This window comes from Paludibaculum fermentans (assembly GCF_015277775.1).
GTDB lineage: Bacteria > Acidobacteriota > Terriglobia > Bryobacterales > Bryobacteraceae > Paludibaculum > Paludibaculum fermentans.
Genome location: NZ_CP063849.1, coordinates 6,843,009 through 6,855,619 on the forward strand (window position 1 = coordinate 6,843,009; position 12,611 = coordinate 6,855,619).

Consider the following 12,611-nt stretch of genomic DNA (forward strand, 5'->3'; position numbering starts at 1 on the left):
ATCGGACCGAGAGGAGCTGCGCCCGGCTCATCTCGCTTCCTGTTCGCCCACCACTTCGGGAACCTGGCTCAGGTAAATGCGCACCAGGGCGATCGCTTCGTCAATGTCGTCGGGCTGCATCACCAGCAGATCGCCGGATTCGACGCGATCCAGCGCGGCTCTCAGGGCCTCGGCGGGATTCGCCACGTCGATAATCTCGCGGGTCCGCGCGCCGCGCTCGACGCCCTGCCGGATCAGTGCCGGGATCTCCCCCGGGGCACGGTCGCGGATCGTGTACGGGTCGTATAGGAAAACGATATCGAACGAGTCGCCAAGCAGTTCGCCCACGTGAATCAGATCGGAATCGCGCCGGTCGCCCGCCATCGCATAGACGGCGGAGCGGCGGCGATGGGGGAATGCCTCCAGGGCCGCGGTCATCGCGCGCAGAGCCGCGGCGTTGTGTCCGTAGTCCAGGATGACCGTTCCGCCGCGTAGCGAGAACACATTCATGCGCCCCGGAACTTCGTCGATCCCGGTGGTGAACGACAGGGCCCGCTCGGCCAGTACAGGCTTCGGAATGCCCAGGGCCCAGGCCCCGGCCAGCGCCGCCAGCGCGTTCTCTGCTTCGAAGCCCACTCTTCCCTGGAAGGTGATCGGAACCTGCTCCAGTTCGAGGAGAACCTCTTCGGAAGCCCCCTCCGCCATCACGATCGCATGGCCTCTTACGAACACGGCGGCGCCGCCGTTGTCCCGGTGCCGCACGAGGATGGGGTTGTTCCCGTCGAGGGCGAAATAGACGATGCGGCCTGGACAGTCCGCCGCCATGGCGGCGACCAGCGGATCCGCGGCGTTGAGAACAGCGGCGCCATCTGGCGAAACCGCACGCACCACCGTGGCCTTCACATGGGCAAGCTCCTCGGCCGTCTCCACGCCGCTTTGGCCGAGATGATCGCCGTCGGCGATGTTCGTCACCACGGCCACCTGGCAACGGTCGAACCCGAGCCCCGCCCGCAGAATGCCGCCGCGCGCCGTCTCGAACACGGCGACGTCCACATTCGGGTTCATCAGGACGAGCCCCGCGCTGATCGGGCCGCTGCAATCGTCCGACGAGATGCGCCGCCCGTTCAGGAAAATGCCGTCCGTGCAGGTCATCCCCACGAAATGACCCTTGCCTTTCGCCAGGTGCGCCAGATAGCGCGTCACCGTCGTCTTGCCGTTGGTGCCCGTCACCGCGGCGATGGGGATCCGTCCGTTTCCTCCGTTCGGGAACAGCATCTCCACAATGGCGCCGCCCACGTCGCGCGGTGTACCTTCGGAGGGAGCGAGGTGCATGCGAAGCCCGGGCGCGGCGTTCACCTCGACAATCACGCCGCTCTGCGGCTCCAGGGGGAGCGAGATGTCGCCTGCGATCACGTCGATGCCCGCTACATCCAGGCCCACCATGGCCGCCGCCGCCACCGCGTGCCCGGCGATCTCCGGACACACGCTGTCGGTCACATCGGTGGCGGTGCCGCCGGTGCTCAGGTTGGCGTTGCGGCGGATCAGGACCCGTTCTCCGCTGGCCGGCACGGAGCCGGGCGTGCATCCCTGCTCACCCAATACCTGCAGCGCGATCTCATCCAGCACCAGTTTGCTGAGTGCCGTCGCATGGTCGTCGCCGCGCCGCGGATCCCGGTTCTTTTCGTCCACCAGCTCCCGCACGGTGCTGCGCCCGTCGCCGATGACGTGCGCGGGCTCGCGGCGCGAGGCCGCCACCACCTTGCCGTTGACCACCAGCAGCCGGTAATCCTGTCCCGGCGCGAACTTCTCCACGATGACGTTCGCGTCCTCTTTGCGTGCCGCCTCGAACGCGGCCTTCACCTGCTCGCAAGTCGACAGATCCGCCGCCACGCCGCGCCCCTGGTTCCCATAGCGCGGTTTGACGACCACGGGCAGCCCGACGTACTCCACCGCGGTGTACCACGCTTCTTCCGCATCGGCCACCGTGAACCCTCTCGGCACCGGCACGCCCACTGCCTGCAGCAGGGTTCTCGTCACTTCTTTGTCTTGGGCAATGCCTTCCGCGGTGGCCAGCGTGCGGTCCGTTTCCGCTGCCCGGATGCGGTGCTGCGCCTTGCCATGGCCGAGTTGAACCAGGGAGCATTCGTCCAGCCTGACGGCCGGTATGTTTCGCACGCGCGCCGCCTGGACTATGCTGTTCGTACTCGGGCCCAGCATCTGGCGACCGGCGGTGGCGCGCAATCGCTCCAGCGTGCCCGCAGCATCAATCGCCTGCCCGGCCGCGACGGCCAGGACCATCTCGCACGCGGCATCCAGGCACTCCCGCGCAAGCTGCTCGTCGACATACTCGAAGGCCGCCAGGTACACGCAAGGCTGCCTGGTCTCGACGGCTTTCGAAAACGACACAGGTGCTCCCGCCAGCTTCTGCAACTCAAGCGTCACGAGCGCCAGATTGTGTATCAGGTCCGCGCCATTGCGCAATTCCGCCCCGCCGGCGCCGTTTGGCTGGGGCTTCAGGTCCGGAAGCCAGCGCCCGATCTGCTCGCACAACCAGGCTGAAGCGGCAGGTAGGCTATCATCCGATCCCCCGAGTTCAATCGTCGCCTCCATCACCGGGCAGAGCCCCCAGACGTTGGGGCCGGGAAGGGATTTTGTTTTGAGCAACCGCATGCGAACTGTTTCCCGCCGCCCGAGCGTAACGGGTTGGGGCTTTGACCTGTGGGGTACGATCAGATTGTAACTTTCTTGACTATCAGATTCATAGACGGAATTGCCTGATGCCGGCGTTTGAGGAAAGCGCCGATATCCCGCGTTGGGTCGCTTTGTTCCTGCAAAGCCGGATCCTGGACGGGGAAACGCCGCTCGCTTCGTTCGAGCCGGATCTCGACTCGCGGATGCGGTACGCCCCCGGCCTCGTCGTCCTCACGGACCAAAGGCTCTTGAGCTTCGAATGGCCGCCAGGTTCGCGCCGCGGTCCCGACGGAGCCATGGCGGAAGCCGAAGCGCGTTCGTGGGCGCTCGCGCCAGGGCTGGATATCCACGTCCACGAGGAACGCGGCCTCGGCTCCCTCGACCTTCGCGACGGCACAGGTACCATCTCGCGCTGGCGATTCACGAATGCGCGCGCCGCGGGGGCGCACCGCCTGGCGGAATGGCGAACCGCCATGCTCAACGGGGCGGTGCCGCCGCGGACCACCCCCCACCCGGATGCCGTGGCGGATTGCGAGTACTGCGGGTTTCCCGTCGGCCCGGGCGCGGCTGCCTGCGGCGAATGCGGCACCCCGGTCAGCAAACCGCCCCTCCAGTCGCTGCTCCGGTTGCTTCCGCTGGCGCGGCGCTATTGGGGCCTTTCGCTGCTGGGATTCCTGCTGACCCTGGCGGGCACCGCCAGCGGCCTGGTTCCGCCCTATCTGACCATGCCCCTGTTGGATGGCATCCTGGTTCCGTACCAGAGCGGTCACCAGCCGGACACCTCCATGGTGAAGTGGTACCTGCTCGGCCTGGCCGGCGCCTCGGTTCTCTCCTGGGCCATCACCTGGGCCCAGATGTACGTGATCTCGTCAGTGAGCGAGCGCGTCGCCGCGGATCTCCGCCTCATGACCTATTCCCACCTCCAGAAGCTCTCCCTCGAGTACTTCGGACGCAGGCGAACCGGCGACCTCATTTCCCGTGTCGGCAGCGACACAGACCGCATCTGCTACTTCCTCTCGGTGCACGCCCTCGATTTCGGAACCAACCTGGTGATGCTGGTCTTAACGTCCATCATCCTGTTCAGCATCGATGCCGGGATGGCCCTGGTCACCCTGCTGCCCATGCCGTTTATCGCCATCGCCGTGTTCCGGGTGCAGGGCCGCCTGGGCCGCGGATTCTCGGTCGGCAATCGCGCCTGGGCCGAACTCACCAGCATCCTGGCGGACACCATTCCCGGAATCCGCGTGGTCAAGGCCTTCGCCCAGGAGGACCGCGAGATCCAGCGCATGCAGCACGCCAACCAGCGCGTCCTGCGCACCAACAATCGCGTGAACCGGGTGTGGGCCTACTTCAACGCGGTGGTGCTGCTGCTGACCGAACTGGGCGTGGTGATCGTCTGGGTGGCCGGCGTCTATCGCGTGTTTCATCACTCCGTCACGGTGGGCGTGCTCGCTGCGTTCGTGGCCTACATCACGCGCTTCTATACGCAACTCGATTCGATGAGCCGCATGGCCTCGGCAACCGAACGTGCTGCCTCCAGCGCGCGTCGCGTGTTCGCGATTCTCGATCGCAAGCCGAAGGTGGCCGATTCGCCCGATTCCATTGAGCCCGGGCGCCTTCGGGGCGCCATCGAGCTGCGCAACGTGAGTTTCCGCTACGGAGCCAGGCCGGTTCTGCGCGGCATCGATCTGTCCATCGCGCCCGGAGAGATGATCGGTTTGGTGGGCCGCAGCGGAGCGGGCAAAACCACCATCATCAACCTGCTCTGCCGGTTCTACGATGTCACCGACGGCGCCATTCTCGTCGATGGCGTCGACCTTCGGCGCTATCGCCTCAACGAGTATCGCCGCAATGTGGGGCTCGTCCTGCAGGAGCCTTTCCTCTTCTATGGCACCGTAGCGGAGAACATCGCCTACGGCCGTCCCGGCGCTACCCCGGGCGAGATAGTCAAAGCCGCGAAAGCGGCGCACGCCCACGAGTTCATTCTCCGCCTCCCGAACGGCTACGATTCGCTGGTAGGCGAGCGTGGCCAGTTCCTTTCCGGCGGCGAGCGGCAGCGCCTCAGCATCGCGCGCGCCCTCCTGATCGATCCTCGAATCCTCATCCTCGATGAAGCGACGTCCTCGGTCGATTCCGAAACCGAACGCGAAATTCAGCTCGCCCTCGAGAACCTCACTCGCGAGCGCACCACCATCGCCATCGCCCACCGCCTCAGCACGCTTAAAAAGGCTGACCGCCTGGTGGTCCTGGAGCGCGGCTCCATCGTCGAGATCGGCCCTCATGCCGAGTTGCTGGCCAAGCATGGTACGTATGCGCGCTTCTATAAATCCCAATTGGAAGGCCTGCAATCCGCGGCGGAGGAGGGCGCATGAGCTTTCATCTCGAGCGCGATAACTTCGGCCGCCTCGTCCTGATCGATGCGGCGGGCGTCCGGCATGTGGACGTCTCGCCTGTTCAGGCGTTCCCTCTCTCCGAACCCGGACGGCACATCTCGATTCTGGACGCCGGCGGCCGCGAGTTGGTGTCGCTCGATTCCCTCGCCGGCCTCGACCCGCGGGTGCGCGCCACACTCGAAGCCGAACTCGCCGAGCGCATGTTCGTTCCCGAGATCGTGAAAATCGTGAATACGCCCTCTGAGATGGAGCCCTCCACCTGGACGGTGGAAACCGATCGTGGTGTGGTGACTTTCACCGTGGAGGGCGAGGACTCCATTCACCTCCGCGACCGCGGCCGCGTGTCCATCGTGGATTCGCACGGCATCCGCTATGAGATCCGGGATGCGCGAAAGCTCGACGCGCACAGCCGGCGGGTCCTGGAGCCGTACCTCTAGCCAGCGCTATCCGAGCCACTGCTTCCGCAGAAAGCCCGCGGTCGGATCGGCCATGTGCGCCTGGGCAAACAGAAGGTGGCCGGCTTCGATGGTCCTCAGCGCGTAGTCGAGGGCGTTCAGCCCGCCCTGCACTTCCTCGATGCGATGCGCGCGCCCGCCCGTGGCCATGCCGCGCCGCAACAGTGCGATCACCTCCCCCGCACTGCGGTCGTACAGGTCGTCGTCCTCGTACAGGATCACGCGGTCGAACGCGGCGCCCAGCAGTTCGCCCATGCGGACAATGTCCTCGTCCCTGCGGTCGCCCGCGGACGAGAAGACCGCGGTCCTGTGCGCCTGCGCGAACTGCTCGAGAGCGCGAATCGCCGCGTTCAGTGCGTCCGGGTTGTGGCCGAAGTCCAGAACAACGGTGGTTCCGCGGATCTCCAGCACGTTGTAGCGCGTGGGATTGTGCTCGAGGTCGGGCGTGAAGTCTTCGGCCTGCCGCTCGATCAACTCCAACGGGACCCCCAGCGCGTAGGCCGCTCCGATGGCGGCCAGCAGGTTTTCGATCTGGAACCCCACCCGGCCGCCAATCGTCAGGGGGACGCGGTCCACTCGCAGCACAGGCCGCTCGTGTTCTCCGTCCGCCACCACGGCCAATCCGTCGCGGACGAAAACCGCCGGGCCGCCTTCGGCTCGGTGCTGGGCAATGACCGGATGGCCGGGGTCGAGGGCGAAGTACAGCACCCGGCCTTTGCACTGGCCCGCCATCCCTGCCACAACCGGATCGGCCGCGTTCAGCACGGCCGTGCCCGCCGGGCTCACGGCCCGGACGATCGTGCCCTTCAGCTTGGCCAGGTCCTCCACGCTCTCGATTTCACCGATGCCGAGGTGATCGCCGCTCCCGATGTTCGTGATCACTGCCACCTGGCACGCGTCAAACGCCAGGCCGGCCCGCAGAATTCCGCCTCGTGCGGTCTCGAACACAGCCAGCTCGGCACGCGGATCCAGCAGCACTCTCATCGCGCTCGACGGCCCGCTGCAATCCCCGCTCGCCACGCGCCGTCCGTCCAGATAGACCCCGTCTGTACAGGTCATCTCCACGCATTGGCCGGTGGCCTGAAGAATATGGGCCAGCAGCCGGGCGACGCTGGTCTTGCCGTTGGCTCCGGTGATCGCCACGATCGGAATGCGCCCGTCGTCTTCCGGCGGGAAGAGCATGTCGATGATGGCCTGGGCCGCCGGATTGGGCATTGCCGCGTCCTGCGCCAGCGGAGCGAGGTCCGCCCCAGGCTGGAGTTTCACGATCTCGATGTGCTGGCCCTGGAGCGGCGAACGGATGTCCTCGGCGCGGATATCGATGGTGGCGATGTCCCAGGCCAGGGCCGCCGCCACCTCTCCCGCCGCCGCGGCGATGCCGGGATGGACTTCGCCCGTCACATCGCGCCGCCCTCCGTCGAATGCCACCGCCAGGCGCCCGTCCACCGTAAGGAGGCGGTATTCGGCGCCCTTGGCTTCGGCTTCGTCCTCCGCGGCGAGCTCCAGCGGCACGCCGGCCGCCAGCAGTTGCTGTTCGAGGAGCTCGCGATCCTCCGCCACCGTGGCGGCGATCGCGCCCAGCCGGTCGGTTTGCGCCCCCGCCATCCGGCGCTGCCGCGCTCCGTAGCCCAACTGCACGATCTGCCCATCCCCGGGCCGCAGGGCCGGGATGTTCCGCCGCGCCGCCGCCTCGATCAAGGCCCGCGCATCGGGCGCGAGCATATGCCGGACCGCCACCTCACGCAGACTGTCGACCGTCCCGGGCACGTCGAAAGGCAGGTCCAGCGCGGCGGCAAGAAAGAGGGCCCGCGCCGCCTCGCAGCACGCCCGGGCGAGCGTCTCGTCTTTGTACTTGAAAACGACCCGATAGACCCGTTCCTGGCTCGTATGGCGCGCACGGCCATACCAGACCTCCACTCCGGCCATGCCGTGCAGTTCCAGCACGACATGCTCAAGAACGTGCGCCGGATAAGTGCCGCGCTCGAGGCGTGTGACGAATCCGCCCCTCACCCCGATGTTGCACCGGTGTTCGACCAGGCCCGGAAGCCATTGCAGCAACCGTTGATTGAAGCCCGGGAGGATTTCAGAGGAGAGATCGTTCCAGCCGCCCAGTTGGACCCAGCATTCCATGACGGGCGCATTGGTCCACTGGTTCGGCCCACGGAGGGCGCGCATGTGAACGATCTCGAGTTCTTCGGCAGCCGGCAGCGCATCGAGCATCCAGTACGGATTCTAGCCCATGCCGTCGAGACGCCGGAAAAGCAGCCCCAGGGCGACTTCCTCCGCTGCAGCGGCTCGCACCCGGAGAACGGAACGCGGGGATGCGTGGGCAGCAGCCAATCCTCGGTTCGTGGCGGCCCGATGAACCAAGCTCACCCAACAATCCGAACCCAGAGACTCACCCGGCTCGCCCAGGGATTCCACTGCTCCCAGAACTCCCCCATTTCCCCGCCTTAAGCTTCTTTCATCACACAACAATCAAAAAAATCTTCTCCCCTGGAATCAACCAATTGCAGACGTTAATCTCCTAAATCCTTGGTCCACCACTCCTAAGAATGGGTATAGAGGACATTTTCCATGTACATCACCGAACCCACCGACTGCGCCTTCCCCGACATCGACCTCCTCACCCGTCACACCGAGGTCGAAGAAGACGGCATCCTCACCGGCCCCAAAGCCACCGGAGCCCTCACCTTCTGCGAACGCAAGGCTTACTACAAGAAACTTCGTGCCGCCGTCCACGAACAGTACAAACCCGCCAACGTCTACCAGCACATCCTCGCCGACCGCATGGCCGACTGCATCTGGCGCGCCGAACGCTACGCCTTCTTCGAGGCCGCCGCCCTCAACTTCCAGATCCAGCGCCAATGGGACAACACCAACGAACTCGTCCCCAAAGCCAGCCCGGGCGTCCACGCCCTGCAGGGCTGGCTCACCATGGACCCCGCCCAACGCAAGTCCCTCCAGGAAGCCCTCAAACTCGAGGAACGCTACTGGCGCCGCCACCGCGTCCTCGCCGCCGAACTGCGCCTCGTCCAGCGCCTCTACCCCAACTGAGCGCCCACCCGGACCCAAACATCACGGACCCAGCCCGGACAGAGCAGAAAGGACCACCCCATGCCAGCAGCCACCATCTCGGAAAAGCGCCTCGCCGCCAATCGCGCCAACGCCCGCAAATCCACCGGCCCCCGCACCGCCGCCGGCAAAGCCGCCTCCTCCGGCAACGCCCGCCGCACCGGAGCCTACTCCGCCCACCACCAGATGCCTGCTCGCATCGAAGCCCACTTCCGCGCCCTCGCCGAAGCCGCCACCCTCTCCATCTCCGATCCGAATCGCCGCGCCCTGTCTTTCGAACTCCACATGCTCCAGGGCCACGCCCGCCTCCACGAAAGCCGCGAACGCGCCCTCTTCAACGCCGGCCTCGAATACGGCCACAGCGACGAAGCCGTCGCCACCCAATGGGTCCTCCGCCAGGTCGGCTTCATCCAGGCCCTCAACCGCTACGCCGGCTGGATCGAAGCCAATACCCGCCGCCTCCAACGCGCCCTCGACGCTCTGCCCGCCGAACCAGTCCCAGCCACCCCTCCAGCCGACCACACCCCACTTTTTGAGGGATCAAACCCACCTCAAGACAACCGCGAATCCGCCGCCCGCCCCGCCGCCCGCCCCGCCGCCCCCCGCAAACCCACTCCAGTTTTTGAGGGAACAAACCCACCAGCGGCCCATCCACCCGGCCCGCCCCAGCAACCCGAACCGCTCCCCCAGCATTACCCCCGGCATCGCCGGCGGCCCATCCCAGTAACAACGACGCCCGAGCCAAACCCAACCCCACTCCAGCCAATTCTCACTGCAGCCAACAGCCACGAACACCAACCGCAAGGCCCCCTGCCAGAACCCGCCGTCGCTGAAGCCGAAGGCGTCACCGAGTCCACCGATACTCACCAATTCGTCCCGCCCCCACAACTCGCCCTCCACCAGCCACTCGAACCCAAAGTCGGCCCGCTGCCTCCGGCAACCGCCCACAGCCCGCCTCTAGTGTGTTCCTGACGCCCTGTACGCCGTCGGGACAAGCGAACCGATAGGCCCCAAGATCCTTGAAAATTGAACCTTTGATGAAGTGGGAGCAATTCTGTTCGAGGCTGGCAGTGTGTCGTCCGGGCCCGGTCCAGCCGGCTCCGGACGCACAGGCGGATCAGCCTCAATCGGACGCCCGCTGTCTTGCGGCTTCTGGCCCCTGGGCCCCGCCGTTGCCAACCCGCCTTCCAGACTCGATCCGTCACTCCAGGCAGAGTTCCACCAGATCGGCGATGTTCGCTTCCCCAACGCACATCACACTGTCCGCGGCGCCCCAATAGATCTTGACCGTGCCATCTGCCTCGGGCACAGCTCCGCACGTGAAGACGACATTGTGGACATAGCCCGTCACTTCCCAGGGATCCTCCGGCTGCAGGATCCAGGAGTCGCTCACACCCAGCAGCTTTGCCGGATCGTGCAGGTCGTGCAAAGCCACGCCGAGCCGGTAGATCGCTCCGTCCATCGTCTTGAAGACGCCGTGATAGATGGACAGCCACCCTTGCGCCGTTTTGAAAGGCGGCGCTCCCGGGCCGATCTTCATCTCATCCCAGTGGTAGGTCTGCGGACGCATCAACAACTGGGAGTCGCCCCAGTACCGCAGGTCCGGCGAGTAGGAGATCCAGATCGACCACGGCGTGATCTCGGAATGCGGGCGGTCCAGCCGGGCGTAGAGTCCGTTGAAGCGCTCGGGGAAGATCACGACATTCCGGTAGTCGGCCTGGGTGATGAGCGAGACCCGCTCCAGCCCGACAAAGTCCGTGGTCTTCGCCAGGGCCACGCGAACGCCGCTGCGTGAGTAGGCGCTGTAGGTGATGAGGTACTCACCTTCGACGCAACTGATCCGCGGATCCTCCACGCCGAACTCCTCGTACGCGGCGAAAGGGCCCTCCGTGGCCGGAGTCAGGAATGGCTCGGGATCGGCGGCGAAGTGAAAGCCGTCGTGGCTGCGGGCGAGACCCAGGATCGACCGCCCGGTTCTCAGATGAGAGCGGAAGAGCATGATGTACTCTTCGCGATGCTTCACGACCGCGGCGTTATGCACGGTCTCTACGGGGTAGGGGATGGCGGCCTTGGTGAGGATGGGATTGCCGCGGTAGCGTCGTATGATGTCTTGATTCATCTCTTCTTCTCGGCCTCCAGGTCAAAGATCTTCTGGTACACGTGCTCGTAGGCCTTCACCATCGCTTCGACGGAGAAGAACTGTTCCACCCGCCTCCGGCAGGCGGCACCGTCTATCTCGGGCAGCCGCCGAAGGCACTGCGCGGCCGCACGGGCGTTCTTGACGAGAAACCCGGTTACTCCATCCTGCAGGACTTCCCGGCACGATCCCAGGTCCATGGCGATCACCGGGACGCCGGCCGCATTCGCTTCCACCAGGACCAGCCCGAAGCGTTCCGGAATCGTATTGAGATGCAGCAGGGCGCAGGCGCCGGCGAACAGCTTGTTTTTTCCGGCTACATCCACGGGGCCGATGTAGCGGATCCGGCTGTTCAGGTGAGGCTCCACCTGTTCGCGAAAGTACCCCTCGTCCTGCACGATGCCGGCGATCTGCAGCGGCAAGCCGCTCAACTGGGCCACCTCGATCGCCAGGTGCACGCCCTTGTCCGGATGGATGCGTCCGAGAAAGACCAGGTCATTGCCGGGCCGTTCCCTGAGCGGGTACAACGAAAGATCGATCCCGTTGTACACGGTGCCCAGGTAGTTCAGGCCCGGCGCGCGATCGGAATCGCTGATCGACACGAAGTAGCTGTCACGGTACTTGTCATACACCGGCATGATCTTTGGGGAGGAGAAGCCATGGATGGTGGTGAGCACCGGAGTCTTCACCAGGCGGGTATAGCAAAGCGCCATGAAGTCGTAGTGGCTGTGAATGAGATCGAACTCCGAGGCGTGCTCGAACGCTTCGGAGATGTGGAGGTACTCGGCCACCTTCGGGTCGATCGTCCTGTCCTCTTCATAGCCATGGGGCACGACGGCGTGAAGACGGCCGCGGGTCGATGAATCGCTGGTGGCGAAGAGCGTGACATCCCAGCCCCGGGCGGCCAGTCCCTCCGTGACGTTGCTGGCGACGGTCTCCCAGGCGCCGTACTGCCGCGGAGGAGTTCTCCACGCGACAGGGGAAAGCACAGCCACTCGTTTCGCCGCGGTCGTCATGTGGTGGAATCCGGGTCGACGTGCATCTGAATCGAGGCTTCCATGCCCGAGGCGATGCCGCCGCTGAACAGGCCGGAAATAGGCGCCGCGAGATTGGAATCGAAACCCGCGGCCACGGCAACATGCGCGTTGGAGACGACGAGACCGCGGGAAGGGTCATAGCCGCGCCAACCGGCGCTGGGTAGATAGACCTCCGCCCAGGCGTGCATGTAGGAATCCTCTCCGCCCGCCGCCGCGCATTCATACCCGCTGACGAAGCGCGCGGCAAAGCCCATCACGCGGCAGATGTCGCAGAACAGGACAGCCAGGTCGCGGCAGGAACCTTCCCGGGCCGACAACGTAAAGTCGGAGGTCCAGGGGGCGCCATCCGGCCTGGTGATATGCCGCGAACGAAGAAACAGGTCCTGGGTCAGCGCGGTGAGGAAGGCCAGCGAGTTCCACTGTGCGTTCGCCGCCACCTGCCTGGCGTACTGCTTCACCGGCTCGCTCACGTGCGTGTCGATGCGGTAGGACGCCAACGCGGTGCAGAGAGGTTCCAGATACCACAAGGGCAGATTCAGGGAAGCCTCGCTGACCGCGAAGTCGAAGGGGTTGTCGCGCAGCATCTCGATGCGGAAGCGGGTAATGACGGTCAACGATTCTGTCGTTGTGTCGAACCAGCAGTTCAACGCGAGGTTGCCGTCCTGGTCGAGGCACTCGGTGGTGCCGGCCGGAACAGGGGTGATTTGCATCTCGAACGCAAGCAGCCGTTGCGTACTATTCGTGCGCGGCCGCAGGCGGAGCGTGTGCGGCTGGAGGCATACCGGAAAGTCATAGCGGTACACAGTGGAGTGCTCGACGGAGATTTTCATTCGGTTATGGGAAG

The 12,611-nt window shown here is 65.5% G+C and carries 9 protein-coding genes; 4 read left to right on the forward strand and 5 right to left on the reverse strand.

What is annotated here, in order from left to right:
- Window positions 1-27: 27 nt before the first annotated feature.
- On the reverse strand, window positions 28-2,649 hold the full coding sequence (gene cphA / locus IRI77_RS26970) for a cyanophycin synthetase (protein ID WP_194448088.1): 2,622 nt from the start codon (window positions 2,647-2,649) through the stop codon (window positions 28-30).
- A gap of 107 nt (window positions 2,650-2,756) precedes the next feature.
- Here cphA and IRI77_RS26975 point away from each other — a divergent pair, with 107 nt between their 5' ends.
- Both IRI77_RS26975 and IRI77_RS26980 read left to right on the forward strand, forming a co-directional pair.
- A complete protein-coding gene (locus IRI77_RS26975; protein WP_194448089.1) occupies window positions 2,757-5,042 on the forward strand; it encodes a cyanophycin metabolism-associated ABC transporter in 2,286 nt (761 codons plus the stop codon).
- The gene (locus IRI77_RS26980) at window positions 5,039-5,500 is read left to right on the forward strand and encodes a cyanophycin metabolism-associated DUF1854 family protein (RefSeq protein WP_194448090.1); all 462 of its coding nucleotides are present in this window, start codon (window positions 5,039-5,041) and stop codon (window positions 5,498-5,500) included. The genes IRI77_RS26975 and IRI77_RS26980 overlap by 4 nt, the downstream gene beginning before the upstream one ends.
- A gap of 6 nt (window positions 5,501-5,506) precedes the next feature.
- Here the strand turns inward: IRI77_RS26980 and IRI77_RS26985 are convergent, their stop codons facing one another.
- Window positions 5,507-7,738, reverse strand: coding sequence for a cyanophycin synthetase family protein (locus IRI77_RS26985; protein WP_194448091.1), 2,232 nt, complete (start codon window positions 7,736-7,738; stop codon window positions 5,507-5,509).
- A gap of 357 nt (window positions 7,739-8,095) precedes the next feature.
- Here IRI77_RS26985 and IRI77_RS26990 point away from each other — a divergent pair, with 357 nt between their 5' ends.
- Both IRI77_RS26990 and IRI77_RS26995 read left to right on the forward strand, forming a co-directional pair.
- Complete coding sequence (locus tag IRI77_RS26990) at window positions 8,096-8,575, forward strand: hypothetical protein (protein ID WP_194448092.1); 480 nt, start codon at window positions 8,096-8,098, stop codon at window positions 8,573-8,575.
- Between the two features lie 60 nt (window positions 8,576-8,635).
- Window positions 8,636-9,565, forward strand: coding sequence for a hypothetical protein (locus IRI77_RS26995; protein WP_194448093.1), 930 nt, complete (start codon window positions 8,636-8,638; stop codon window positions 9,563-9,565).
- A gap of 229 nt (window positions 9,566-9,794) precedes the next feature.
- On the opposite strand, the gene IRI77_RS27000 is transcribed toward IRI77_RS26995, so the two are convergent.
- The 3 genes from IRI77_RS27000 to IRI77_RS27010 are packed head-to-tail and all read right to left on the reverse strand — an operon-like array spanning window position 9,795 to window position 12,597.
- A complete protein-coding gene (locus tag IRI77_RS27000) occupies window positions 9,795-10,712 on the reverse strand; it encodes a glycoside hydrolase family 130 protein (protein WP_194448094.1) in 918 nt (305 codons plus the stop codon).
- Window positions 10,709-11,746, reverse strand: coding sequence for a glycosyltransferase family 4 protein (locus tag IRI77_RS27005; RefSeq protein WP_194448095.1), 1,038 nt, complete (start codon window positions 11,744-11,746; stop codon window positions 10,709-10,711). Before IRI77_RS27005 ends, IRI77_RS27000 begins: the two co-directional genes overlap by 4 nt.
- Window positions 11,743-12,597: a transglutaminase family protein gene (locus IRI77_RS27010; RefSeq protein ID WP_194448096.1), complete on the reverse strand. Its 855-nt coding sequence runs from the start codon at window positions 12,595-12,597 to the stop codon at window positions 11,743-11,745. Before IRI77_RS27010 ends, IRI77_RS27005 begins: the two co-directional genes overlap by 4 nt.
- Between the last annotated feature and the right edge of the window lie 14 nt (window positions 12,598-12,611).